The following is a 26,282-nucleotide window of genomic DNA, read 5'->3' as shown; positions in this document are numbered from 1 at the left end:
TCGGCTGCACCCAAAGACGAGTGAACAGCCCGCACGGAGATTCGCCATGACTCAGATCGCCCGCATCAGCGACACCGGCAACGAACGCCGCCTGCAAGCCGAACGCCTGGTGGGCGCCGAGGCCTTGCAGGAAGCCCAAGCCTTGCGCTTCAACGTGTTCAGCGGCGAATTCAACGCCAAACTCAAGGGCGCGGAACGGGGTCTGGACATGGACGACTACGATGTTCACTGCGCCCACATCGGCGTGCGCGACCTCAACACCGGGCGCCTGGTGGCCACCACTCGATTGCTCGATCACACCGCCGCCAGCAGCCTGGGCAGGTTTTACAGCGAAGAAGAATTCAGCCTGCACGGCCTGATCCATCTGCAAGGCCCGATCCTGGAAATCGGCCGTACCTGCGTCGACCCGGCCTACCGCAACGGCGGCACCATCGCCGTGCTCTGGGGCGAGCTGGCCGAAGTGCTGAACCAGGGTGGCTACAGCTACTTGATGGGTTGCGCGAGCATTCCGATGCAGGACGGCGGGGTCCAGGCCCACGCGATCATGCAGCGCCTGCGCGAGCGCTACCTGTGCACCGAACACCTGCGGGCCGAGCCAAAGAAGCCGCTGCCGACCCTGGATATTCCATCGAACGTGATCGCCGAAATGCCGCCGCTGCTCAAGGCCTACATGCGTCTGGGCGCGAAAATCTGCGGCGAGCCGTGCTGGGACGAAGACTTCCAGGTCGCCGACGTGTTCATCCTGCTCAAGCGCGACGAGCTTTGCCCGCGTTACGCCAAACACTTCAAGGCGGCTGTGTGATGCGTCGGTTGCGCGTGTACGCGCGAATCGCGCGGGTGCTGCTGGTGGTCGCGCTTGGCCTGGGCATGGCCACCGTGTTCGGCGTATTCGAACGCCTGGGCATGGCCCATTCGATGGAGCGTCGCCAACGCTGGTCGCGCTTTTTCATGGCGCGCCTGAGCAACGCCCTGCCCTTCGACGTGACGATCAAGGGTGAACTGCCGAAGACCTCGATGCTCTGGGTCAGCAACCATGTGTCCTGGACTGACATTCCGTTGCTGGGGATGCTCACGCCGATGTCGTTCCTGTCCAAGGCCGAAGTGCGCACCTGGCCGGTGGCGGGCTGGCTCGCGGCCAAGGCCGGCAGCCTGTTTATCCGTCGCGGTTCGGGCGACAGCCAGTTGATCCGCAAACAAATGACTCGCCACCTGGAGCAGGCGCACCCGCTGCTGATGTTCCCGGAAGGCACCACCACCGATGGCCGTTCGCTGCGTACCTTTCATGGCCGTTTGTTGTCGGCGGCCATCGATTCTGAAGTCGCGCTGCAACCGGTAGCGATTCGTTATGTGCGCGACGGCGAGCCTTGCCTGCTGGCCCCGTTCATTGGCGACGATGATTTGCTCTCGCACCTGATGCGCCTGTTTGCCAATGACCGGGGCCAGGTGGAAATTCATTTGCTCAAGCCGATCGCTTGCGAAGGTCGCGAACGCGCCGCACTGGCGTTCGAGGCGCAGCAGGCGGTGCAGAAGGTGTTGTTTGGGGCGATCCCGGAAAAACAGCAAGTCCCATTGCGCCCTGCCATCGCAGCCTGAACACATCCCCCCCCTGTGGGAGCTGGCTTGCCAGCGATAGCGGTGGGTCAGCCAATGTAGATGTTGGATGATCCGGACTTATCGCTGGCAAGCCAGCTCCCACAGTGATCTATGTCGTTGGATGGCTCTGCGCAAAATCCTGAAGCAGCGGATAGAACAACCGAAAGTCCTCGCTCAACGGCTCGTACAACACCCGCAATTCCTGCATCGCGGCGGCCAGTTCCTCGGGCCGGGTCAAGCGCCGGGCAATCCCGCGCAGCACCTGCTCCAGCACCTCAAACTCCCGGTAAGACCCCAACCAGTCATTGGCCACCATGTGCGGTGCGATTTTCGCCAGCCGTTCGGGCAACTGCCGTTCACTGGACAACACCCGGTACACGTCCGAAGTGAAATGCGCCAACGGCTGATCGGCGTACTGCGCCCAGTCCCGCGCCAGGCAGTGGTCGAAAAAAACGTCGAGAACGATGCCGGCATAGCGCCTGCGTGTCAGGGAAAAGCGCGACAACGAAGCGTCCACCAACGGGTGACGATCGGTGAACACGTCGATGCTGCGATGCAGCTGGATGGCCGCTTCGATCTCCGGATCGAACTGCCCTTGCAGCCGTCCCTTGACGAAATCGCCATACAGACTGCCGAGCAGTTGACCGGGACGCTGGCCACCGAGGTGAAGATGTGCGAGATAGTTCATGGGCGCAGCTTAGCACTGCCCCTTGTATCTACACATCAACGTATCGTTATAACTCGATATACCGAAATGTGAGCTGGTCAGAGCCAAATCATATTTGTATATCGCGAAATACCGATTTAAAGTTCGCCCCATCGCGATATAGCGTTTTAATCATCACGAGCCCACACCCATGACCCTCAATCTCGACGAAATAATAAAAGCCCTGGCGCACCCGGTACGGCGAGAAATCCTGCACTGGCTCAAAGACCCGGACGTCGAATTTCCAGACCAGTCCCACAGCAATGAGCACGGCGTTTGCGCCGGGCAGATCGATCAACGTTGCGGCTTGTCGCAGTCCACGGTGTCCGCGCACCTGGCGACGCTGCAACGCGCCGGCCTGATCAGCAGCCGCAAAGTCGGCCAGTGGCATTTTTTCAAGCGCAACGAGGAAACCATCCAGGAGTTCCTCAAAACCTTCAGCAAAGAGCTCTGACCCTTAACGTCAGCCAGCCGAAAAGGAATTAAACCAATGCCCCTCTCGCTACTCATCCTGGCCTTGAGCGCCTTCGCCATCGGCACCACGGAGTTCGTCATCATGGGCTTGCTGCCTAACGTGGCGGCCGACCTTGGTGTATCGATTCCTGGCGCCGGCTGGCTGGTGACCGGTTACGCCCTGGGCGTGGCCATCGGTGCGCCGTTCATGGCGCTGGCCACTGCGAAACTGCCGCGCAAAGCTGCGCTGGTGGCGTTGATGGGCATCTTCATTATCGGCAACCTGCTGTGTGCGGTGGCCAGTGACTACAACGTGCTGATGCTCGCCCGTGTGGTGACAGCCCTTTGCCACGGTGCCTTCTTCGGGATTGGCTCGGTGGTCGCGGCGGGCCTGGTGCCGGCGAACAAACGTGCATCGGCCGTGGCCTTGATGTTCACCGGCCTGACCCTGGCCAACGTCCTCGGCGTGCCACTGGGCACCGCGCTCGGCCAGGAAGCCGGCTGGCGCTCGACCTTCTGGGCAGTGACAGTGATCGGTGTGATCGCGCTGATCGGCCTGATCCGTTTCCTGCCGGCCAAGCGCGATGAAGAAAAACTCGACATGCGCGCCGAACTGCGCGCCCTCAAAGGTGCCGGCATCTGGTTGTCCCTGAGCATGACCGTGCTGTTCGCCGCCTCGGTGTTCACCTTGTTTACCTACGTCGCACCGTTGCTGGGCGAAGTCACCGGCGTCTCGCCCCGTGGTGTGACCTGGAGCCTGATGCTCATCGGCCTGGGCCTGACCGTCGGCAACATCATCGGCGGCAAGCTGGCGGACAAAGGCCTGGCCGCGACGCTGATCGGCGTCTTCATCGCCATGGCCGTGGTCTCCACCGTGCTGACCTGGACCAGCGTGGCGCTGATCCCCACCGAAATCACCCTGTTCCTCTGGGCCACCGCCTGTTTCGCCGCCGTGCCGGCCCTGCAAGTCAACGTGGTGACCTATGGCCAGGCAGCGCCGAACCTGGTGTCGACCCTGAACATCGGCGCATTCAACGTCGGCAACGCACTCGGCGCCTGGGTGGGCGGCAGCGTGATTGCCCATGGTTTCGGCCTGACCAGCGTGCCACTCGCCGCCGCGGCACTGGCGGTGCTCGCCCTGCTGGCAACCCTGATCACTTTCCGCCAGAGCGGCAATCCCGAACTGGCTCCTGCGACTAACTGATTGACCATTACCTCACGAGGGTTTTAACGAATGACGACTATTTTCGATCCGATCAAACTGGGCGACCTCGAGCTGTCCAACCGCATCATCATGGCCCCGTTGACCCGCTGCCGCGCCGACGAAGGCCGTGTGCCGAACGCGCTGATGGCCGAGTACTACGTACAACGCGCCTCCGCCGGCCTGATCCTCAGCGAGGCCACCTCGGTCACGCCGATGGGCGTCGGCTACCCGGACACCCCGGGCATCTGGTCCAACGATCAGGTACGCGGCTGGACCAACGTCACCAAGGCCATCCACGGCGCGGGCGGCAAGATCTTCCTGCAACTGTGGCACGTCGGCCGGGTCTCCCATGAGTCGTACCTGAACGGCGAAAAGCCGGTCGCACCGAGCGCCATCCAGCCTAAGGGCCACGTCAGCCTGGTTCGCCCGTTGTCCGACTACCCGACCCCGCGCGCCCTGGAAACCGCTGAAATCGCCGACATCGTCGACGCCTACCGCGTCGGTGCCGAGAACGCCAAGGCCGCCGGTTTCGACGGCGTGGAAATCCACGGCGCCAACGGCTACCTGCTCGACCAGTTCCTGCAAAGCAGCACCAACCAGCGCACCGACATCTACGGCGGCTCCCTGGAAAACCGTGCGCGCCTGTTGCTGGAAGTGACCGACGCCGCCATCGAAGTCTGGGGCGCAGGCCGTGTGGGTGTGCACCTGTCGCCACGTGCCGATTCCCATGACATGGGCGACGACAACCTGGCCGAGACCTTCACCTACGTGGCCCGTGAACTGGGCAAGCGCGGCATCGCCTTTATCTGCTCGCGCGAGAAAGAAGGTGCCGACAGCTTGGGCCCACAAATCAAGGAAGCCTTCGGCGGCCCGTACATCATCAACGAACGCTTCACCAAGGACAGCGCCAACGCCTGGCTGGCCGCCGGCAAGGCTGATGCCGTCGCTTTCGGCGTACCGTTCATTGCCAACCCGGACCTGCCAGCACGCCTGAAGGCCGATGCGCCGCTGAACGAGGCTCATCCGGAAACCTTCTACGGCAAAGGCCCGGTCGGCTACATCGACTACCCGACGCTGTAAGCCTCAGCGCCTGAAACGCAAAAGCCCCGACTTGTAAGAGTTGGGGCTTTTTGTTGCCCTTGACAGCGACCCGACCCGGATGCTCAAGGTGTCCTCAGTCCCAGGACAGCGGACACCTTGCCGCTGCCCCCTCTTGCGCCAGTGCGCTTTTTGTTTGGTTTCGTTTAATTACGAAATCGCATTACCGGATGACGCCGTAGGACCTTGTAGGCAAACTCCGAATCTTGCGTTTGGGCACTTTGGTGCCTTGTTGCGCTTTTCTTTGACGGGATAGTCTCCGGACGTCGCTGACCCATTCAGCGATCGGGCTTGGAAACCCGTCGAAATTGAACGCTACAGTTTGCCCGTCACGATCTTGAGTCATGGCGGCTGTGCGCGGGACGCCTTCGGGCGTGCCGGTTTCCTAATTTCCCGGTTTTCCAACCTGCGCACAGCTGCCACCCATTCGCTTGGAAACGAATGTGGCAGCCCTTCAAATTAGGAGCTTCACCATGGCTAAAACCAATCCAATCGATCCCTCAGAACTCAAAACCATCGGCTTCACCCCTTTCATCTACTGCTCAAACCAGGCGCTGTTTCATGTCAGCCGCGGCGTGCCCCTCGCCGACGCGTTAGCCCAGGCCTCCAATCTGCTTTTCCTGGTCAAGGAGCTCGCCGTCGACGCCGCCTACGCCAAAGACACCGACCGCCACGCCTGGGCCGCCCATTACCTGACAGCGATGAGCAAAGCGGTGATCGATGATGTGGCGAAGGTGCTGGATCGAGAGGCAGATCGTGAGCGCACGGTAACGCCATAGGAACGGCTCATGGGCGTAAAAAAGCCGCGTACGAACGCGGCTTTTTTCACTGCGAAATTGCGCTCCATTTGACTATCCGTTTGCATCCGACCTGACCAGTCACTTGCATTGGTTCTGACCGACGATTTCATCGGATTTGACCAGCACGCGCTACAACCATGATCGGCAGAGAACGGCCAGAAGCGGTCGATCTTTGTATCAAGCAGGACCAATTCAGGAACCGATCCGTGCCTCAGCACAGGCCTGACCTCCACCCTTTCACGACCAGCGCCACTCTGGTTCCGATAGGTGCTCGGCAAAGAAATCCGACAGCGCCTTGATCTTTACCGACCTGGTGCGTGCCGATGGTGTAACGAAGTAAAGCCCACCCCGCGCCATGCTCCACTCAGGCAAAAGCACGACCAATCGACCATCGGCAAGGTATTCACTCGCGATGAATTCAGGGAGTTCGGCGATAGCCAACCCTTCAAGCAAGGCGGGCAGCAAAGCGTCCGAATTGGTTACTCTCAGTTGGCCGCTGGGTACCACATCTTCCTCGACCCCATTCTCATGGGTAAAGCGCCACACCTGGCTGCGAGCCCGATATGCATAACTGAGGCATGACCGGGCGGCCAACTCACGCGGATGCTTGGGCCAACCGTGCGCTTCCAGATAGCCCGGAGACGCGACCAGGTATTGTGTGACTGCACACAGTCGGCGAGCCACCAGAGACGAGTCGGGCAAAACCGCAATGCGCAGCGCCGCATCAAAGCCGTCGGCGATAAGGTCAACGGACGCATCTGAAAGGTGCAGATCGATAGACAGTTCAGGGTACCGTCGCATCAATTCTGGCATCAGGGGCGCGACCCAGCGCAAACCGAACGACATGGGTATGGCCAGTCGAACCTGGCCACGGGGTTGAATCGCTAATTCCTGGGCCTCGCTCTCGACCTCTTCGGCCTGCCGATAGATCTCCCCTGCTTTCGCCGCCATGCTCGCACCAAACTCGGTAAGCGCCAGCTGCCGTGAGGTGCGATTGAACAATCGCCCGCCCAATCGCTCCTCCAGCCGGGCCACGGACCGCGATACGGTGGGCACCGAAACACTCATGACACGCGCTGCGGCGGCGAACGAACCCTCTTCGGCCACTTTGGCAAACATGGCCAACCCTTCAAAATCCGGAAGTTTGCTCATTTCATTTCTGCAACGATAGGTTTCAGACAATTCTATTTTGAAATGAAACCGCCGTCGATATGCTTCTCCCACACCGCAACTTACTCAACCGAAAAACGGGAGAAACACCATGACTGACAAACTCAAAGGCAAAATTGCACTGGTTACCGGCGGCACCACCGGTATCGGCCTGGCTACTGCGAAACGCTTCGCTGAAGAAGGTGCCCACGTGTACATCACCGGTCGCCGCCAGGTTGAATTGGACGCCGCGGTAGCCGCAGTCGGCAACGCCACCGGCGTGCAGGTCGACTCCACCCGGCTTGACCAACTCGACGCGCTTTACAGCCAGATCGGCGCTGCCCACGGTCGTATCGACGTGCTCTTCGCCAACGCCGGTGGCGGTTCGATGCTGGCGCTCGGAGAAATCACCGAACAGCACTACGACGACACCTTCGACCGCAACGTCAAAGGGGTGCTGTTCACGGTACAAAAAGCCTTGCCGCTGCTTGCCAAAAACGCTTCGGTGATTCTCACCGGTTCAACCGCTGGCAGCTCCGGTACCGCCGCGTTCAGCGTTTACGCCGCCTCCAAGGCTGCCGTACGGTCGTTTGCTCGCAACTGGATACTCGACCTGAAAGATCGCCACGTGCGGGTCAACACCATCAGCCCCGGTGCGACGCGCACCCCTGGCCTGGTCGATCTGGCTGGCCCGGATGCCGCTCAGCAGCAGGGGTTGCTGGACTATCTGGCCTCGCAGATCCCCATGGGTCGTGTGGGTGAAGCGCAAGAAATTGCCAGCGCCGCTCTATTCCTGGCGTCGGATGATGCCAGTTTCGTCAACGGCATTGAGTTGTTCGTCGACGGCGGCCAGGCACAAGTCTGATGACTCTATCGGGCGGCTGCAAAAGCCGCCCCGTTAACCGGCTTAAGGAAGGCCATTCAATGAACACGCTGAAACGGCTAGGGCTCGCAGTCGGCGTGTCACCCTCGGCGTCGCGGCACAGGCAGCGACCACCACGGCCGAGCGCGCTCCGGCCATGAACTCATCCGCCCCGCTTCACGTTTCGACCATCGACCATGTGAGCACGAAACGACATTTATCCATAGGATGGACCTATATAAAGGATTGCATATCGGTCTTGGACGCTATCAAACAAGCGGCGGAAGATTGCTTCACACCTAAGCACCACCAAGTGAGCAATACCAACGAAGCAAACTTGATAGAAGAAACCTCCTCAACATCTAGGAGCCAGCATGTCCAGACAAACAACAATGGATGCAGAGACCGCCACTTCTCAGCCCGATGGGTTGCCCGAAAACGCCCGTCGCCTCGCGATATTTTCGTTGGCGATCGGTGTCGCCATGGCATCACTCGACACCGCAATAGCCAATGTCGCTTTACCTGCAATAGCGACTCAATTGCACACAACACCTGCATCATCGGTTTGGATCATCAACGTCTATCAGTTAGCGATGGTCGCAACGCTCCTCCCGTTCGCTGCATTGGGTGAAATCATCTCTTACCGGCGGGTTCTGATTTTCGGACTGTTCTTATTCACATTGGCATCACTTGCCTGTGCGCTGGCGTGGTCATTGCCTTCACTGGTCATAGCTCGGCTGTTACAAGGAATTGGCGCTAGCGCCGTTATGGGTGTGAATACAGCCATGCTTAAAGCCATTTACCCGACGCGTATGCTAGGACGTGGTTATGGGACCAACGCCTTGGTGGTTGCAGTCGCTTTTGCGATCGGACCGACCATGTCATCCCTTATTTTGTCAGTCGCCAGTTGGTCGTGGTTATTCGCAATCAACGTTCCACTCGGCCTGGTCGCACTTTTCCTGGGGCGCAAAGTATTGCCTGATACCCGCCGGGCGACCCACAAGTTTGATGGTCTGACTGCCCTCTACAACATAGTCGCGTTCAGCTTTTTGATTTTGTTGTTCGGCGATGCAGCCCACCAGGAAAAATTCACTACCCTTGCAATGGAATTGGCGGGCACGGCCTTGTTCTTCGCACTGCTCATACATCGGCAGGCAGGTCATAAGGCGCCCATGCTGCCGATTGATTTGCTCCGTCGACCCATGTTTGCGCTTTCTGTCGTGACGTCCGTATGTACCTTCGCAGCACAAGGGCTGGCGTTCGTAGCCTTGCCGTTTTATTTCTTTGTGACGCTTGGCAAATCGCCAGTAGAGGCGGGTTTCTTATTGACGCCATGGGCTGTCATGGTAGCGATAATGGCCCCAATTGCCGGTCGTTTGAGTGATCACTATTCTCCCGGCGCACTAGGTGGAGTCGGTCTTTCGATACTGGCCCTTGGGTTGGTAGCTCTAGTACTTATGCCTGATGATCCGTCGACTTTGAATATAGGCTGGCGCATGGGCATGTCAGGCATTGGGTTTGGTTTTTTCCAAGCACCTAACCTCAAAGGTTTTATGGGTAGCGCGCCACCGACACGTGCCGGCAGTGCAAGCGGCATGGTTGCTACGTCAAGGTTGGTTGGACAGGCAACTGGTGCAGCGCTGGTTGCTTATTGCTTCATGTTATCGAGCGAGCACGGAGCAACGTTCGCGCTATGGGGGGCAGTCGCATTCGCAACCATTGCAAGCATTGCAAGCTTTGCCCGAGTCGTTGCTGTCCGAACTTGAGCTGGCAAACGCCATGAACTGAATCGCGCCACGTTCTGTAAATACTCTTAATGACCGCTCAGCCGATTGCCGGCCTTGAACATAGGCAATAATCGGCCAATTCCGGACCTTGGTCCTTTCGCTTCAAAGAAGACGCTCGCACCCACTCAAGCATTACAGCGCTGGTTTATCACTGCGCGCCTCGAGATTGGCTTTGAGCTGTTCGCTCATCGGCATGTTCAGATTCATTCCTTTTGGAGGAATCGGTGATTGAAACCACTTGGTGTATAGCCTTGCGAATTCGCCCGACTTCATGAGACGGGTTATGGTGCCATCGACCAATTCCTTGAATTCAGGATCATCTTTGCGAAGCATGCAGCCGTAGGGTTCGACTTGCAGCGCATCACCCACGACTTCGAGCGAATCGGGATTTTTGGAGTTTGCCATGAGGCCAAACAGCAGAATATCGTCCATGGCAAACGCCACGGCACGATCATCTTCAACCAGCGCCAAGGCGTCGTCATAGTCTTTGCCCAAGACGACCTGTACGTCCAGATTGTTGTCGGCACTGTATTGGCGGAGGACCTTCTCGTTCGTGCTGCCGACGGTGCTGGCGACAGTCTTCTTTGCGAGATCGGCGTAGTTCTTTATGCCGGAGGTCTTCTTAGTCAGAAGACGCGTGCCGGTGTAGAAATGGCTAATTGCAAAAGCCACGTCCTTGCCACGCGCAGCGTTGTTGGTGGTGGAACCGCACTCCAGATCGTAGGTGCCGTTGACCAGCAACGGAATGCGGGTTTGCGAAGACACAGGAATGTAAGCCACTTCCAAGTTCGGCTTCTCGAGCTTCCTGCGCACATCATCAACGATGGCATCGGTTAAATCGACTGAGAAACCCACGGCTTTGGTGGGACTGATCAAGTAGCTGAAAGGTACCGATGCCTCGCGGTAAGACACTGTGATTTTATTACTATCGGCAACTTTCTCGAGTGTCTGCGAGTTAGCGTGAGATGCGATGGCAGACAAGCCTGCGGCGAGGATTGTCGCAGCTACGAAATATGAGGTTTTCATGGGACTCCCTTGAAAGCATGAAAAAGACAAAAAAATATCAAAAACACACTGACAAACGTAAAGGCCCCAATTTCCTGCGTGTCTACGAAACATTATTGAAAAATGTACGCCCAGAGACGGTAAATACTTTGCGCCAGATCAAAAAAATGAGTCATGTTGCGAAATCGCACGAATTCCATCGCGATGTCCGGGCGGCAGATTAGTAATTTTCATTAAATTTATACCGCTCGGACCGCCGGTTTCACTAGCACTGCTACGACTGAACTAACTGCTCGTGCCTCCTCACGGAGGAGCCTGATCGGCGCGTCCTGCTTCCGCGCGTCAGCTTCAGAGCCACGCTGCGATTGGAGAATTTGGGGTTGCGGAATCGAGGGAAGATTTTTCGCTGACACTTAGGTGCATCTAAAGCCTGGGATTAACGTATCGATCAACATGGACGCCGGGCGACGAGGCCGCGTAGCAGTGGGCTATGTCAGACCTTGAATGTCTGCTTCCCAAGCCGGCCACTTCCGCTTTGGGTCGATCTCTGCCGCTCACATCCACGCATCGTGCTGGTCAAATCCGATGCAAATGACTGGTCAGGTCGAATGCAAATGGGTGGGCAAGTCCGTGCAATTACCCATTAGCTGAACGACAGTCTGAGGTCGGTGATCACCGTCAATTTTCGGTCGATTGACCCACTGCCATCGCGAGCAGGCTCACTCCTACAGAGTGCGGTGTTTTGCTTGGGATTTATGCCAAGTGCCCACACCGCCCACAGAATCTACACAAAATTCCTACAAATTACGTAGCTCACTACCTGTCATCCGGGCGTACGTACGTATATAAAAGCTCCCCATTACGGCAAAGCGCGTGAATAACTGTTCATCTACCGCTTCAGCGGTTGACACACGCGGAACCGATTAAGCATTTTGTTTCACTTACGCAGGCTGGGGCTCAGGCGCAGCATGTCCAACCCTGTATCGACCCAGCGCTCGGCTTCGGTGTGCAGTTCGAAGCTGTCGGGGGCCAATAGCCACTGATACAGGATGCCATCGATATAGGCGTGCAAACTGATGGCCGCCCGGGCGGTGTCGAGGTTTTCCGGCAACTGCCCACGATTCACTGCATTGCTCAGCGCCAGGCCGATCCGCACATTGCAGTCGAGGATGGCTGACACGCGCTGCTGACGCAGGTCGCACATTTCGTCGGTGAATTCGCACTTATGAAACAGAATTTCGTTGATGCGCCGGGTTTTCGGGTCCAGTGCAATTTGATGGAACAAATGAATCAACAGTTTGCGCATGCAGCCCAGCGGATCAGGTTCGTCCTCGTTTTCGCTGGCTTTGGCCATTTCGTCCAGTGGCTCCTGCAAGGTATCGAGCATGGCCTGAACCAGGTCCGCCTTGTTGCTGAAATGCCAATAGATAGCCCCGCGCGTGACGCCGGCCAGGGTCGCGATGTCGGCCAGCGTCGTGCGCGCCACGCCCCTTTCAAAAAAGGCTTTTTCGGCCGCTTCGAGTATCTGGCTGCGCGTTTCTTGAGCTTCCTCTTTGGTACGACGGACCATGGCAGTACAACCTCAATCAGGATGCTTCAGCGATGTTTGAGTATCAGCTGAATAAAAGGGGGACGAGCCCTTTCGGGTGTCGTCCCCGGACCAACAATTCGGACCTTTAAGCGGCTTCTGTAACGGTGTGGGTACAGTGCCAAGGTGTTTACAAACAACCATGAATGTAAGTATATTCCTTAGCAAGCTACTTATCCACCCGGCACCCATTTTTTAACCTTCCATCTTTTCTTGTGCGTGTATTGCGCGCCTGACCCGAGGATTTTCATGCAATTCAAGCCAGCTGTTACCGCTCTGGTCGCCGCCGTCGCCCTGGCATCGCTGCTCAGCGGATGTAAAAAGGAAGAGGCAGCCCCGGCCGCACCACCGCCTCAGGTCGGCGTCGTTACCCTGCAACCGCAAACGTTTACGTTGACGTCCGAACTGCCGGGCCGCACCAGTGCGTTCCGCATCGCTGAAGTCCGTCCCCAGGTCAACGGCATCATTCTCAAGCGCCTGTTCAAGGAAGGCGCCGATGTCAAAGCCGGCCAGCAGCTGTATCAGATCGATCCGTCGGTCTATGAAGCGACGCTCAAAAGTGCCGAAGCCAACCTGCGTTCGACCAAATCGATCTCCGACCGCTACAAGCAACTGGTCGATGAGCAGGCCGTGAGCCGTCAGGAATACGACACCGCCGTGGCCAACCGCCTGCAATCGGAAGCCGCGCTGCAAAGCGCCCAGATCAATGTGCGCTACACCAAGGTCTACGCGCCGTTGACCGGCCGTATCGGTCGTTCTTCGGTGACCGAAGGTGCGCTGGTCAGCAACGGCCAGGTCGAAGCAATGGCCGTGATTCAGCAACTGGACCCGATCTATGTCGATGTGACCCAGTCCTCGGTCGAGCTGCTTGAACTGCGCCGCGAACTGGAAAGCGGTCGCCTGCAAAAGGCTGGCGACAACGCCGCCAAGGTCAAGCTGACCCTCGAGGACGGCAGCCAGTACAAACTGGACGGCAAGCTGGAATTCTCCGAGGTCTCGGTAGACCAGACCACCGGCTCCGTGACCCTGCGCGCGGTGTTCCCCAACCCTGACCATACGCTGCTGCCGGGCATGTTCGTGCATGCCCAGCTGCAGGCCGGCGTGAACAGCGCGGCGATTCTGGCTCCGCAGCAGGGCGTGACCCGCGACCTCAAAGGCAGCCCGACCGCACTGGTCGTAGGTCCCGACAACAAGGTCGAACTGCGCCAGCTCAAGGCCAGCCGCACCGTCGGCAACCAGTGGCTGATCGAAGACGGCCTGAAGGCTGGCGATCGGTTGATCACCGAAGGACTGCAATTCGTCAAACCTGGCATCGAAGTCAAAGCCAGTGAAGCGACCAACGTTGGCGCAAAGAACCCGGCACCCGCTCAGGCAGCTAATAAAGCCGCTGGCGGTAAAGGGGAGTAAACCATGTCAAAATTCTTCATCGACCGTCCGATTTTCGCCTGGGTAATTGCCCTGGTGATCATGCTGGTCGGGGCACTCTCGATCCTCAAGCTACCGATCAACCAGTACCCGAGCATTGCGCCTCCGGCGATCGCCATTTCCGTGACCTACCCGGGCGCTTCCGCGCAAACCGTGCAGGACACTGTTGTGCAAGTGATCGAGCAACAGCTAAACGGTATCGACAACCTGCGTTATGTGTCTTCGGAAAGTAACTCCGACGGCACCATGACCATCACCGCGACCTTCGAGCAAGGCACCAACTCCGATACCGCGCAGGTTCAGGTCCAGAACAAGCTAAACCTGGCCACCCCGCTGCTGCCCCAAGAAGTGCAGCAGCAGGGTATCCGCGTGACCAAGGCGGTGAAGAACTTCCTGCTGGTGATCGGCGTGGTATCGCGCGACGGCAGCATGACCAAGGACGACCTGTCCAACTACATCGTATCGAACATGCAGGACCCGATCTCCCGGACTGCCGGTGTCGGTGACTTCCAGGTATTCGGTTCGCAATACGCCATGCGTATCTGGCTCGATCCGGCCAAGTTGAACAACTACAACCTGACTCCGGTGGACGTCAAAACCGCCGTCGCGGCGCAAAACGTGCAGATTTCGTCCGGCCAGCTCGGCGGCCTGCCCGCCTTGCCCAACACGCAGTTGAACGCAACGATCATCGGCAAGACCCGCCTGCAGACCGCCGAGCAATTCGACAAGATCCTGCTCAAGGTCAACAAGGACGGTTCCCAGGTTCGCCTCAAGGATGTCGCCGAAATCGGCCTGGGCGGTGAGAACTACAGCATCAACGCCCAGTTCAACGGTGCTCCGGCTTCCGGCCTGGCGGTGAAACTGGCCAACGGTGCCAACGCCCTCGATACGGCAAAAGCCCTGCGCAAGACCATCGACAACCTCAAGCCGTTCTTCCCGCAAGGGATGGAAGTGGTGTTCCCGTACGACACCACCCCGGTGGTGACCGAGTCGATCAAGGGTGTGGTTGAAACCCTGGTCGAAGCAATCGTGCTGGTGTTCCTGGTGATGTTCCTGTTCCTGCAAAACTTCCGCGCCACCGTCATCACCACGATGACTGTGCCGGTGGTATTGCTCGGTACGTTCGGAATCCTCGCGGCGGCCGGTTTCAGCATCAACACCCTGACCATGTTCGGTATGGTCCTGGCCATTGGCTTGCTGGTGGACGATGCCATCGTCGTGGTCGAAAACGTCGAACGGGTCATGAGCGAAGAAGGCCTGTCGCCCAAGGAAGCCACCAAGAAATCCATGGGGCAGATCCAGGGCGCCCTGGTCGGTATCGCCCTGGTATTGTCGGCGGTACTGCTGCCGATGGCGTTCTTCAGCGGCTCCACCGGTGTGATCTACAAGCAGTTCTCGATCACCATCGTCTCGGCCATGGCCCTGTCGGTAATGGTGGCCCTGATCTTCACCCCGGCGCTGTGCGCCACCATGCTCAAGGCGATTCCCAAAGGCGACCACGGCACGCCCAAACGCGGTTTCTTCGGCTGGTTCAACCGCAACTTCGACCGTGGCGTACGTAGTTACGAGCGCGGAGTGGGCAGTATGCTCGCGAACAAGGCCCCGTACCTGCTGGCTTACCTGCTGATCGTGGTCGGCATGATCTGGCTGTTCACCCGTATTCCAACGGCGTTCCTGCCCGAAGAAGACCAGGGCGTGTTGTTCGCCCAGGTGCAGACGCCTGCCGGCTCGACCGCCCAGCGCACTCAGGTGGTCGTGGACGAGATGCGTGAATTCCTGCTGCGCCCCGGCAAGGATGGTGGTGAAGGGGATGCGGTGAACTCGGTGTTTACCGTGACCGGTTTCAACTTCGCCGGTCGTGGCCAGAGTTCGGGTATGGCATTCATCATGCTCAGGCCCTGGCATGAACGTAACGCCGACAACAACGTGTTCAAAGTCGCGGCCCGCGCCCAGCAGCACTTCTTCACCTTCCGCGACGCCATGGTGTTCGCCTTCGCGCCACCGGCCGTACTGGAACTGGGTAACGCCACCGGTTTTGACGTGTTCCTGCAAGACCGCGCTGGCATCGGTCACGAAAAGCTGATGGCAGCCCGTAACCAGTTCCTCGGTATGGCGGCGCAGAGCAAGGTGCTGTCGCAAGTCCGTCCGAACGGACTGAACGATGAACCGCAGTACCAGTTGGAAATCGATGACGAGAAGGCCAGTGCCCTGGGCATTACCATCGCCGAAATCAACAACACCCTGTCCATCGCCCTGGGCAGTAGCTACGTCAACGACTTCATCGACCGCGGTCGGGTGAAGAAGGTGTACATACAAGGCCAGCCCGGCGCGCGCATGAGCCCGGAAGATCTGAAGAAGTGGTACGTGCGTAACACCACCGGCACCATGGTTCCGTTCTCGGCGTTCGCCAAGGGCGAGTGGATCTACGGCTCGCCGAAACTGGCCCGTTACAACGGCGTGGAAGCAATGGAAATCCTCGGTGCTCCGGCGCCAGGTTATTCCACCGGTGAAGCCATGGCCGAAGTCGAAGCCATTGCCCAGAAACTGCCGGCGGGTGTCGGTATTTCCTGGACTGGTCTGTCGTACGAGGAACGTTTGTCCGGTTCGCAAGCGCCAGCGCTGTACGCGTTGTCGCTGCTGATGGTGTTCCTGTGCCTGGCAGCGCTGTATGAAAGCTGGTCGATCCCGATCGCGGTCATGTTGGTGGTGCCGCTGGGGATCATTGGTGCGCTGATGGCCACCAGCCTGCGTGGTCTGTCCAACGACGTGTACTTCCAGGTGGGCTTGTTGACGACCATCGGCCTGGCGGCGAAAAACGCCATTCTGATCGTCGAGTTCGCCAAGGAGTTGCACGAGCAAGGACGCAGTCTGCGCGATGCCGCCATCGAAGCCTGCCGCATGCGTCTGCGACCGATCATCATGACCTCGCTCGCCTTCGTCCTCGGCGTGGTACCACTGGCTATTTCCACCGGTGCAGGCTCGGGCAGCCAGCATGCAATCGGTACCGGGGTAATCGGCGGTATGATCACTGCAACCGTACTGGCGATCTTCTGGGTCCCACTGTTCTTCGTCACCGTGTCGGCCATGGGTCAGCGTAAAATCGTCGACCAGGAAGACGCCACTGAAACTCCTAAAGAGGCTGGCTAATGAGCAAGTCGCTACTCTCCCTGGCAGTCGCCGCCTTCGTACTCGGTGGCTGCTCGCTGATACCAGATTATCAGCAGCCGCAAGCACCGGTGGCGGATCAATACCCGCAGGGGCCGGCGTATTCGCCGGCCCCTGCGCCCGCCCAAGCCGCCGCGGAACAAGGCTGGAAGCAGTTTTTCCATGATCCTGCGCTGCAGCAGTTGATCCAGGTCGCCCTGGAAAACAACCGTGACCTGCGCGTCGCGGCCCTGAATATCGATGCGTTCGCGGCTCAATACCGCATCCAGCGCGCCGACCTGTTCCCGGCCGTTTCGGCCAATGGCACCGGTAGCCGTCAACGCGTTCCGGCCGACTCCTCGCAAACCGGTCAGGCCGGCATCAACAGCTCCTACTCGGCGACAGTCGGTATCAGCGCTTACGAGCTCGACCTGTTTGGTCGGGTACGCAGCCTGAGCGAAGAAGCCTTGCAGAAGTACTTCGCCACCGAAGAAGGCCGTCGCAGCACGCAGATCAGTCTGGTGGCCAGCGTGGCCAATGCCTACCTGACCTGGCAAGCCGACAAGGAACTGCTGAAAGTCACCCAGGACACCCTCGCCGCGTTCGAGGAGAGCTACAGGCTCACCGCCCGCAGCAACGAAGTGGGGGTCGCCTCGGCCCTGGACCTGGCGCAGTCGCGTACCTCGGTGGAAAACGCCCGCGCGCAATTGGCCAAGTACACCCGTCAGGTCGCCCAGGATGAAAACAGCCTGGTGCTGCTGCTCGGCACGGGCGTGCCGGCCAACCTGCCCGCCGCCAGACCGTTGTCTGACGAACTGTTGGCCGATGTACCGCCAGGCCTGCCGTCGGACTTGCTGCAACGTCGTCCGGACATCCTCCAGGCCGAATACAACCTCAAGGCTGCCAACGCCAACATCGGTGCCGCACGGGCCGCGTTCTTCCCGAGCATCAGCCTGACGGCCAACGCCGGCACCCTGAGCCCGGATCTGTCCGGTCTGTTCAAGGGCGGTTCGGGCACTTGGCTGTTCCAGCCGCAGATCAACCTGCCGATCTTTAACGCCGGCAGCCTGCGCGCCAGCCTGGACTACTCGAAGATCCAGAAAGACATCGGCGTGGCGAACTACGAGAAGTCCATTCAAACGGCCTTCCAGGAAGTCGCCGATGGCCTGGCCGCGCGCCAGACCTACGTCCAGCAGTTGCAGGCACAGCAAGACTTCGTCAGTGCCAACCAGGACTACTACCGTCTGGCCGAGCGCCGCTACCGCATCGGTGTCGACAGCAACCTGACCTTCCTCGATGCCCAGCGTCAGCTGTTCAGCGCCCAACAAGCGCTGGTCACCGATCGTCTGGCGCAACTGGTCAGCCAGGTCAATCTGTACAAGGCACTGGGTGGTGGCTGGAACGAGCAGACGGCGAAGAACGAGCCGTTGAAGGAAGAAGCGCCGAAGATGAAGTATTTCTGATAGCGCTGTGAAACATAAGAAGCCCACCGATTGGTGGGCTTCTTTATCAAAACAACTCCCTGCCATACGATAAAGCACTTTCAAACTGACTCACCACAAACTCAAACACATCATCCGTTATTGCTCTCAGCAAAAAACTCCTTTGCCTCTACTCTTACCAATTCCTTATTTCGATCAAGAAAAGTAAACTCAAATACACCTTTAATATATTTTCTCGCGGGCCCGTCGAGAACCTCAGAGACGACAAACTTTCCTTGCCCAAAATTATCACCTTGCAAATTTTCATCTGGCCTTCCCTTGCCAAATAACGCAGCCACCTTCCAAGGTTTATTTCCAAATGGATCCCTTATCTCGTAACTTCCCTTCGCCATTTTAATGATGGTCATCAAACCGACCGTTTCCACCAGATGACCGGTATCCTCCCCAAAATACGCTTCGAATGCGAAACTCGTCTGCCCCATTGCGAAGCTGATCCAATTAGTTTCGATCGATACCGGAGCGCCATCACCTCTTGTAACTTCAAGCCTGATAAAGCCCTGAGCGACTTTTGGTTTTTCATACAGTGGATGCGCAACGTCAATAGTAGTAAATGAACGCTTTTCAGCATCTAGATTGAACATGTCATTTCCTCCAAATATATAAATTGCTACGAAAAACTTACTTACTGAACCATCCGAGACAAAACACTACTCCCCAAAAAACGACTAATCCACTGTCAGAAATACCAGTTACAAAGGGAAGGCGACAATTTAGAGTTGAATATTTTTACGAAATATACCGGCACATAAACGCGAATCGTAATCTCTGCTTTTATCGATAATATTGGTGGGCAAGCCTACTCGTGAAAAAGCCCGTTACGCCGCGCTTAACCATTGTCCAATCTTTCGTTCGATAATCGCCCAAAATCCGCTCCCAGCAATTGAACCATCTAGTACATTCCCCGCACCATCCGCTCCACAAGACCAATAACAACAGGTTCGACACCATGCCCCCGCGCCCTGCCCTGTCCGGCTGACCCCAAGGTTTCATCCCCCGAATTAACCCGTTTTTTGTCTGCACCCATCGGGTAGCGGCATGCCCCCGTTCACCCCCAAGAATTAGAGAGACCCGAGCCCATGAAGCCTTCCACCGCGCCGTATTTCGTTCCCAGCCTGATCGCCATTGCCCTGGCGAGCGCAACCCTCCCTGCCCAGGCCGAGGAGTCGGGCTTTGTCGAAGGCGCCAAGGTCAACCTGAACCTGCGCAACTTCTACATCAACCGCAACTTCACCAACCCGACCAAGGCTCAAGGCAAGGCTGAGGAGTGGACGCAGAGTTTCATCCTCGATGCCAAATCCGGATTTACCCAAGGCACCGTCGGCTTCGGCATGGATGTATTGGGGCTGTACTCGGTGAAACTCGACGGCGGCAAAGGTACCGGTGGTACACAGTTACTGCCGCTGGATCACGATGGCCGTCCGGCGGACAACTTCGGTCGCACCAACGTGGCGTTCAAAGCCAAGCTGTCGCAGACCGAAGCGAAGGTGGGAGACTGGATGCCGGTGCTGCCGATCCTTCGTTCGGACGACGGCCGCTCCCTGCCGCAAACCTTCCGCGGCGGCCAGATCACGTCGAAGGAAATCGACGGCCTGACGCTCTACGGCGGCCAATTCCGGCAGAACAGCCCGCGTGACGACAGCAGCATGAGCGACATGTCGATGACCGGCAAAGCGGCATTCACCTCTGACCGTTTCAACTTCCAGGGCGGCGAATACCTGTTCAACGAAAAACGCACCCAGATCGGTGTGTGGAACGCTGAACTCAAGGACATCTACAGCCAGCAATTCATCAACCTGGTGCACACCCAGCCATTGGGCGACTGGACCCTGGGCGCCAACCTCGGCTTCTTCTACGGCAAGGATGACGGCAGCGCCCGCGCCGGTGAGCTGGACAACAAAACCATGTACGGCCTGTTCTCGGCCAAGTACGGCGGCAGCACCTTCTACGTCGGCCTGCAGAAGCTCACCGGCGACAGTCCGTGGATGCGGGTCAACGGCACCAGCGGCGGCACCCTGGCCAACGACAGTTACAACTCCAGCTATGACAACGCCCGGGAAAAATCCTGGCAGGTGCGTCACGACTACAACTTCGTCGCCCTCGGCGTGCCGGGCCTGACCCTGATGAACCGCTACATCAGCGGCGACAACGTGCATACTGGCAACATCACCGACGGCAAGGAATGGGGTCGTGAAAGTGAACTGGGCTACACCGTGCAGAGCGGTGCGCTGAAAGACCTGAACGTGAAATGGCGCAATTCGACCATGCGCCGGGATTACAGCAATAACGAATTCGATGAGAACCGCTTGATCATTAGTTACCCGATCAGCCTGTTGTAAATACAAAACAAATGTGGGAGCGAGCTTGCTCGCTCCCACAGGTTGTTCACCGTTACCGCTTACCCCCGCGACTCAACCCCCAACTCATCCCACACCGACTCAGCCCGGTGGAACGTCGCGTGGGTCGCCGGGTTGCAGCTGTAAAGTTGCCCAGTGCATGTTAATGCCATGCTTTTCACAACGAACCTTTACTAACTTTACGACATATCGCCTTTAATCCAAAAGTCTTTCACCACCACCGTCATAAACCCACTCCCGGACGTATCTTCACACTCAAAATTGAACGAACCCTTAATATAAGGCTCAGGTGGTTGCATTAGAATTTTTTCAACATCCAGAATTCCTGTACCGAAGGAATCATGATAATTATCAACAAACCATACATACAGTTCTGCGCCGCTGTGAGGATAGAACTTGTAGCTCTTCCCCGCTTCCAGCTTTTTATAACAGTCCAATTTAACTTTACGACCATCTGCTTTATCGTCAAAGTGCGCGTAAATTAGAGCCCTATTCTCACCCGCCCCCATATAAAAACTGGTAGCTACAAGTTTTTCAACATTAGCACCCCTAATGAGCTCCAACTTCATTTCCCCAGTAGCTGCTTTCAAACTGGGAAAATCCTTATCAGCCTCAGCCGAAGCTAAATCCGAATTCAACTTAAAAAATTCTTCGCTCATTACAGTGACCTCGATAGCAGAACTTGAAAGATATTTACCTACAAAATCTTAATACAAAAGCACGTAAATACTACTGTCAGAACTGCTAGGAGCATGAGGCACGCAAAACTAGTAGACTTTAATATTTTTCACTCAACAAGCTGATTCCACACTGAACTATCAGTGTGAAATAGCGCAACTTGACCATGCGCCGGGATTACAGTAATAACGAGTTCGATGAGAACCGCCTGATCATCAGCTATCCGATCAGCCGGCTGTAAGCAGAAATCAAATGTGGGAGATTCTATGTTTGGGGGTTCCCCCCAAACATAGAATCTCCCACAGGTTTGCATTCTTGCCGCTTAATCCCGCGATTCAATCCCCAACTCATCCCACACCGACTCAGCCAGGTGGAACGTCGCGTTGGCCGCCGGGATGCCGCAGTAAATCGCGCTCTGCATGATCACTTCCTTGATCTCACCCCGGCTCACGCCATTGTTGGCGGCGGCGCGCAGGTGCAGTTTGAGCTCGCCCTCGCGGTTCATGCCGATCAGCATGGCGATGGTGATCAGGCTGCGGGTGTGGCGCGGCAGCCCTGGGCGGGTCCAGATGTCGCCCCAGGCGTGGCGGGTGATCATTTCCTGAAACTCCGAGTTGAACTCGGTCAATGCGTTCAGGCTGCGATCGACGTGGGCGTCGCCCAGTACGGCGCGACGGACTTTCATGCCCTCGTCGTAACGTTGCTTCTCGTCCACGACAGATCCCCTTAATGAGCCAACAAAAACGCCAGCACACGCTCACTGAACGCGGCGCCGGCCTGAACATTGGACAAGTGCGCCGCATAGAACTCGGCGTACTCGGCGCCCGACACATGCTCCTGAATGAAGTGCCCGCCGGACGGCGGCGTCACCGCATCTTCGGTGCCGGCAATCACCAGCAGCGGCACCTTGATCGAGGCCAATTGATCACGGAAATCGGCATCGCGCACTGCGGCGCAGTTGGCTGCATAGCCTTCAGGCGAAGTGGCCGCCAGCATGTCGGTGATCTGCTTGGCCGCCGCCGGGTTGGCGGCAGAGAAGTCCGGGGTGAACCAGCGCGCAATCGACGCATCGCGCAATGCAACCATGGCCGCCGCACCGTCACGCAGAACGGTTTCGATGCGCGGATTCCACACCGACGGATCGCCGATCTTCGCCGCGGTGTTACACACCACCAACGAATTCAGGCGCTCGCCGGCATTGATTCCCAGCCACTGGCCGATCAAGCCGCCCATGGACAGGCCGCAGAAATGCGCTCGCTCAATGTGCAAGGCATCCAGCAGTGCCAGCACGTCGCGACCCAATTGCTCGATGCTATAAGGCCCCGGCGTTACCAGCGACTGGCCGTGGCCACGGGTGTCGAAACGCAATACGCGAAAATGCTCGGTGAAGGCCGCCATTTGCGCGTCCCACATGTGCAGGTCGGTGCCCAGGGAGTTGGACAGCACCAGCACCGGCGCATTGGCCGGGCCGTCGAGTTGGTAATGCAGTTCGCCCTCGGCGAGTTGTACGAAAGCCACAGCAATCTCCTTCAGGCAGTCAACGCAGAATGTTCAGCCACCGCTCGCTCGACCCAGGTACGGGCCTGACCGAGGTAATGGGCGGGGTCCAACAGATGATCGAGTTCAGCCGCCGACAGCTCGGCGGTCACTTGCGGCTCGTCGCCGAGCACCGCGCGCAGGTGCCGGTGTTCGGCCACCGCGCGTTTGCAGCATTGCTCCAACAGATGATGCGCTGTATCGCGCCCCACCCGTTGGGCGAGAACGATGCTCACCGCTTCGGCAAGCACCAGGCCCTGGGTCAGGTCGAGGTTGCGCGCCATGCGATCGGCGTCCACTTCCAGGCCCTGGGTCACCAACAGCGCTTGTTTGAGGCTGCCGGACACCAGGCAGCAAATCTCCGGCAGAGTTTCCCATTCGGCATGCCACAGCCCCAGGCTGCGCTCGTGTTCCTGCGGCATGGCACTGAACAGCGTCGAGAGCAGGCCCGGCACGCGAGTCGCCGCGCCGATCAGCACCGCCGCGCCCACCGGGTTGCGTTTATGCGGCATGGTCGAGGAACCACCCTTGCCCGGTGCCGAAGGCTCGAACACTTCAGCGGCTTCGGTCTGCATCAACAGGCTGATGTCGCGCCCGAGCTTGCCGAGGCTGCCGGCGATCAAACCCAGCACCGAACCGAATTCCACCAGACGATCACGCTGGGTGTGCCAGGGTTGATCGGGCAAGGTCAGGTGCAGTTCTTCGGCCAAGGCCTGGCCAATCGGCATTGCCTGCTCACCGAGTGCCGCGAGGGTGCCCGAGGCGCCACCGAACTGCAGCACCAGCAAACGCGGTTTGAGTTCGAGCAAACGCTGGCGGCTGCGGGTGACTGCACCCAACCAGCCGGCGATCTTCATGCCGAGGGTGACCGGCGTCGCGTGTTGCAACCAGGTTCGACCGGCCAGCGGTGTGGCCGCATAGCGTTGGGCTTGGGTGGCGAGGGTCTGGCCCAGTTGCGCCAGATCGCTGTCGATCAGTTCCAGCGCCCGGCGCAGTTGCAGCACCAGGCCGCTGTCCATCACGTCCTGACTGGTGGCGCCCAGGTGCACATAGCGCTCGGCTTCGGCATCGTTCGCCGCGATCTGTTTGCCCAAGGCCTTGACCAACGGAATCGCCGAATTACCCGCCGTGGCAATGGCTTCGCCCAGAGCGGCAAAATCGTAATGCCCGGCCTGGCACGCCGCTTCGATCGGTGCCACCGCCGTCTGCGGAATCAGCCCGACCCGCGCCTCGGCCCGGGCCAACGCCGCTTCGAAATCGAGCATGGCCTGAACCCGGCCCTGATCGCAGAACACTTCACGCATATCGCGGGCAGTGAAATAGGCATCGAACAATTGATTGCCCGGTCGCTCGTTCATAAACAGTCCCTGAAGGCGCGGGCCGCTCGGGCCCGCGGGTATGGTTCAAAGGTCGTGATGCAGGTACTTCGCTTGCTTGGGCAGGCGCAGGCTGAACAGGAGCGCGATCGCCATCATCACGGTCACGTACCAGTAGAAAGAGTTTTCCATGCCTCCCGCTTTAAGGCTCAAGGCCACATATTCCGCCGAACCGCCGAAGATCGCATTCGCGACCGCATAAGCCAGGCCCACGCCCAGTGCCCGGACTTCCGGCGGGAACATCTCGGCTTTCACCAGACCGCTGATCGAGGTGTAGAAACTGACGATCGCCAGCGCCACGGTAATCAGCATGAAGGCGAGGAACGGACTGCTGATACTTTTCAGGCTAAGCAGAATCGGCACGGTGAACAGCGTACCGAGGGCGCCGAACCAGAGCATCGAGTTACGGCGGCCGATCTTGTCGGCGAGCATGCCGAACAATGGCTGCATGCACATATAAAGGAAGAGTGCGCCCGTCATGATGTAACTGGCGGTCTTGGCGGGCATGCCGGCAGTGTTCACCAGGTACTTCTGCATGTAGGTGGTGAAGGTGTAGAAAATCAGCGAGCCGCCGGCGGTGTAGCCGAGCACGGTGATGAACGCGGCTTTATGGTCGCGGAACAGCGCGCCGATGCTGCCGGCGTCCTTGTTTTCACGCATTTCCTTGCTGGTGGTTTCTTTGAGCGTACGACGCAGGAACAACGAAATCAGCGCTGCCACCGCACCGACCACGAACGGGATCCGCCAGCCGTAAGCACGTAATTCGTCCTCATTGAGGAACTGTTGCAGGATCACCACCAGGGAAACGGCCAGCAACTGCCCGCCAATCAACGTCACGTACTGGAAAGAAGCAAAGAAGCCACGCTGCCCCTTGAGCGCGACTTCGCTCATATAGGTGGCGGTGGTGCCGTATTCGCCACCCACCGAAAGCCCTTGGAGCAAACGGGCGAACAGCAACATGATCGGTGCCCAGACGCCGATGCTGTGGTAGGTCGGCAGGCAAGCGATGAGCAATGAGCCGAAGCACATCATCAGAATCGAGATCAGCATCGAATTCTTGCGCCCGTGCTTGTCCGCGACTCGGCCAAAGATCCATCCGCCAATCGGCCGCATCAGGAACCCGGCGGCAAACACACCCGCCGTGTTGACCAGCTGTACCGTAGGGTTATCGGACGGAAAAAAGGCAGGCGCGAAATAGATCGCACAGAAGGCGTATACGTAGAAATCGAACCATTCAACCAGGTTGCCGGACGAGGCGCCGACAATGGCGAAGATCCTTTTGTTACGTTCTTCGCCGGTGTATAGAGGTTCTGTAACGGTGTTGGTTGTCATTGTTTTTCACTCAAGGGGGACAGTGAGAGTCTAGACACACTTTGCAACAGCCCCGTTCCGCAGATGCATCAATCCCCTGTAGGAGCTGGCTTGCCAGCCCCTACAGGGGATGCATTGTTCACTCAATAATCAAAAAACACCGTCTCGGCATCGGTACCCTGCAGAACAACGTTCCACTGATAAACACCGGACGCATCCTGCTTCGCCAGCAAGGTGCCACGGCGTTCGGCCGGCACGCACTCGAGCAGCGGGTCCGACACATTGGCCGGTTCGCCGTCGAAGTAAATCCGCGTCAGCAAGTGCTTCACCAAACCGCGCGCAAACACCAGCACCACCAGATGCGGCGCCTGGGTCGTACCCTTGAGGCCTTCCACCGTGCCTGGCTTGATGGTGGTGAAACGGAAACGCCCTTCGGCATCCACGGGTATACGACCAAAGCCTTCGAAGTGCGGGTCCAGGGGTTTGTCCTGGTCGTCTTCCGGATGGTCGTATTTGCCGGCAGCATTGGCCTGCCAGACTTCCAGCATCGCATCGTTGACAACGTCACCGTTGCCATCGAGCACCTGCCCGGTGATGGCCACGCGCTCGCCCAGGGTTTTTTCGACCGTCAGGTTTTCGCGGTTCAACCAGGTCAAACCGATGTGGTAGTACGGTCCAACGGTGTGGGACGTGGTCGCAGTCAGCGTCATC

The 26,282-nt window shown here is 58.3% G+C and carries 23 protein-coding genes; 12 read left to right on the top strand and 11 right to left on the bottom strand.

The window, feature by feature from the left end:
• Positions 1-46: 46 nt before the first annotated feature.
• Complete coding sequence (olsB, locus tag F7R06_RS18430) at positions 47-802, top strand: L-ornithine N(alpha)-acyltransferase (RefSeq protein WP_090317256.1); 756 nt, start codon at positions 47-49, stop codon at positions 800-802.
• Complete coding sequence (locus F7R06_RS18425; RefSeq protein WP_090317253.1) at positions 802-1,593, top strand: lysophospholipid acyltransferase family protein; 792 nt, start codon at positions 802-804, stop codon at positions 1,591-1,593. Before olsB ends, F7R06_RS18425 begins: the two co-directional genes overlap by 1 nt.
• Positions 1,594-1,702: 109 nt before the next feature.
• Here F7R06_RS18425 and F7R06_RS18420 read toward each other — a convergent pair whose 3' ends face one another.
• On the bottom strand, positions 1,703-2,281 hold the full coding sequence (locus F7R06_RS18420) for an acyl carrier protein phosphodiesterase (RefSeq protein ID WP_090317250.1): 579 nt from the start codon (positions 2,279-2,281) through the stop codon (positions 1,703-1,705).
• Between the two features lie 169 nt (positions 2,282-2,450).
• Between F7R06_RS18420 and F7R06_RS18415 the strand changes: the two genes are divergently transcribed.
• From F7R06_RS18415 to F7R06_RS18400, 4 genes are all read left to right on the top strand, one after another.
• On the top strand, positions 2,451-2,753 hold the full coding sequence (locus tag F7R06_RS18415) for an ArsR/SmtB family transcription factor (protein ID WP_090317247.1): 303 nt from the start codon (positions 2,451-2,453) through the stop codon (positions 2,751-2,753).
• Positions 2,754-2,789: 36 nt separating this feature from the next.
• Complete coding sequence (locus F7R06_RS18410) at positions 2,790-3,956, top strand: MFS transporter (RefSeq protein WP_090317244.1); 1,167 nt, start codon at positions 2,790-2,792, stop codon at positions 3,954-3,956.
• A 30-nt stretch (positions 3,957-3,986) separates the two neighbouring features.
• A complete protein-coding gene (locus tag F7R06_RS18405; protein ID WP_090317241.1) occupies positions 3,987-5,036 on the top strand; it encodes an alkene reductase in 1,050 nt (349 codons plus the stop codon).
• Between the two features lie 491 nt (positions 5,037-5,527).
• Entirely contained in the window at positions 5,528-5,833 is a 306-nt protein-coding gene (locus F7R06_RS18400; protein WP_090317238.1) for a DUF3077 domain-containing protein, read from the top strand.
• A 258-nt stretch (positions 5,834-6,091) separates the two neighbouring features.
• On the opposite strand, the gene F7R06_RS18395 is transcribed toward F7R06_RS18400, so the two are convergent.
• Positions 6,092-7,006, bottom strand: a complete 915-nt coding sequence (locus F7R06_RS18395) for a LysR family transcriptional regulator (RefSeq protein ID WP_090317235.1) — start codon at positions 7,004-7,006, stop codon at positions 6,092-6,094.
• Positions 7,007-7,115: 109 nt separating this feature from the next.
• Here F7R06_RS18395 and F7R06_RS18390 point away from each other — a divergent pair, with 109 nt between their 5' ends.
• Together F7R06_RS18390 and F7R06_RS18385 are read left to right on the top strand one after the other, a co-directional pair.
• The gene (locus F7R06_RS18390) at positions 7,116-7,868 is read left to right on the top strand and encodes an SDR family NAD(P)-dependent oxidoreductase (RefSeq protein ID WP_090317232.1); all 753 of its coding nucleotides are present in this window, start codon (positions 7,116-7,118) and stop codon (positions 7,866-7,868) included.
• A 371-nt stretch (positions 7,869-8,239) separates the two neighbouring features.
• A complete protein-coding gene (locus tag F7R06_RS18385) occupies positions 8,240-9,631 on the top strand; it encodes an MFS transporter (RefSeq protein WP_245706669.1) in 1,392 nt (463 codons plus the stop codon).
• A gap of 153 nt (positions 9,632-9,784) precedes the next feature.
• Here F7R06_RS18385 and F7R06_RS18380 read toward each other — a convergent pair whose 3' ends face one another.
• Together F7R06_RS18380 and emhR are read right to left on the bottom strand one after the other, a co-directional pair.
• Positions 9,785-10,678, bottom strand: coding sequence for a transporter substrate-binding domain-containing protein (locus F7R06_RS18380; protein WP_090317229.1), 894 nt, complete (start codon positions 10,676-10,678; stop codon positions 9,785-9,787).
• A 916-nt stretch (positions 10,679-11,594) separates the two neighbouring features.
• Positions 11,595-12,227: an efflux system transcriptional repressor EmhR gene (gene emhR / locus F7R06_RS18375; protein ID WP_090317226.1), complete on the bottom strand. Its 633-nt coding sequence runs from the start codon at positions 12,225-12,227 to the stop codon at positions 11,595-11,597.
• Positions 12,228-12,494: 267 nt separating this feature from the next.
• Here emhR and emhA point away from each other — a divergent pair, with 267 nt between their 5' ends.
• The 3 genes from emhA to emhC are packed head-to-tail and all read left to right on the top strand — an operon-like array spanning position 12,495 to position 18,277.
• A complete protein-coding gene (gene emhA, locus F7R06_RS18370) occupies positions 12,495-13,652 on the top strand; it encodes an efflux RND transporter periplasmic adaptor subunit EmhA (protein ID WP_090317224.1) in 1,158 nt (385 codons plus the stop codon).
• A gap of 3 nt (positions 13,653-13,655) precedes the next feature.
• Positions 13,656-16,817, top strand: a complete 3,162-nt coding sequence (gene emhB, locus F7R06_RS18365; protein ID WP_090317221.1) for an efflux RND transporter permease subunit EmhB — start codon at positions 13,656-13,658, stop codon at positions 16,815-16,817.
• Positions 16,817-18,277 (top strand): efflux RND transporter outer membrane subunit EmhC, encoded by a 1,461-nt coding sequence (emhC, locus tag F7R06_RS18360; RefSeq protein WP_090317218.1) that lies wholly within the window; start codon positions 16,817-16,819, stop codon positions 18,275-18,277. Before emhB ends, emhC begins: the two co-directional genes overlap by 1 nt.
• Positions 18,278-18,387: 110 nt before the next feature.
• Here emhC and F7R06_RS18355 read toward each other — a convergent pair whose 3' ends face one another.
• Positions 18,388-18,897, bottom strand: a complete 510-nt coding sequence (locus tag F7R06_RS18355; protein ID WP_090317215.1) for a hypothetical protein — start codon at positions 18,895-18,897, stop codon at positions 18,388-18,390.
• Positions 18,898-19,392: 495 nt separating this feature from the next.
• Between F7R06_RS18355 and F7R06_RS18350 the strand changes: the two genes are divergently transcribed.
• The gene (locus F7R06_RS18350) at positions 19,393-20,652 is read left to right on the top strand and encodes an OprD family porin (protein WP_090317212.1); all 1,260 of its coding nucleotides are present in this window, start codon (positions 19,393-19,395) and stop codon (positions 20,650-20,652) included.
• A 197-nt stretch (positions 20,653-20,849) separates the two neighbouring features.
• Here F7R06_RS18350 and F7R06_RS18340 read toward each other — a convergent pair whose 3' ends face one another.
• From F7R06_RS18340 to pcaG, 6 genes are all read right to left on the bottom strand, one after another.
• Positions 20,850-21,329, bottom strand: coding sequence for a hypothetical protein (locus tag F7R06_RS18340; RefSeq protein WP_090317209.1), 480 nt, complete (start codon positions 21,327-21,329; stop codon positions 20,850-20,852).
• A 341-nt stretch (positions 21,330-21,670) separates the two neighbouring features.
• Entirely contained in the window at positions 21,671-22,063 is a 393-nt protein-coding gene (pcaC, locus tag F7R06_RS18330; protein ID WP_090317206.1) for a 4-carboxymuconolactone decarboxylase, read from the bottom strand.
• 11 nt (positions 22,064-22,074) lie between these two features.
• Positions 22,075-22,866 carry a 3-oxoadipate enol-lactonase gene (gene pcaD / locus F7R06_RS18325; RefSeq protein WP_090317204.1) on the bottom strand — a complete coding sequence of 264 codons (792 nt, stop codon included), beginning with the start codon at positions 22,864-22,866 and terminating at the stop codon, positions 22,075-22,077.
• 11 nt (positions 22,867-22,877) lie between these two features.
• A complete protein-coding gene (locus tag F7R06_RS18320) occupies positions 22,878-24,242 on the bottom strand; it encodes a 3-carboxy-cis,cis-muconate cycloisomerase (protein WP_090317201.1) in 1,365 nt (454 codons plus the stop codon).
• A gap of 45 nt (positions 24,243-24,287) precedes the next feature.
• Positions 24,288-25,592: an MFS family transporter gene (locus F7R06_RS18315; RefSeq protein ID WP_090317199.1), complete on the bottom strand. Its 1,305-nt coding sequence runs from the start codon at positions 25,590-25,592 to the stop codon at positions 24,288-24,290.
• A 122-nt stretch (positions 25,593-25,714) separates the two neighbouring features.
• Entirely contained in the window at positions 25,715-26,281 is a 567-nt protein-coding gene (gene pcaG / locus F7R06_RS18310) for a protocatechuate 3,4-dioxygenase subunit alpha (RefSeq protein WP_090317196.1), read from the bottom strand.
• Position 26,282 lies beyond the last annotated feature (1 nt).

The organism is Pseudomonas moorei, from assembly GCF_008801475.1.
In the GTDB taxonomy this organism is placed as follows: Bacteria; Pseudomonadota; Gammaproteobacteria; order Pseudomonadales; family Pseudomonadaceae; genus Aquipseudomonas; species Aquipseudomonas moorei.
This window is presented reverse-complemented; position numbering and strand designations above follow the sequence as displayed.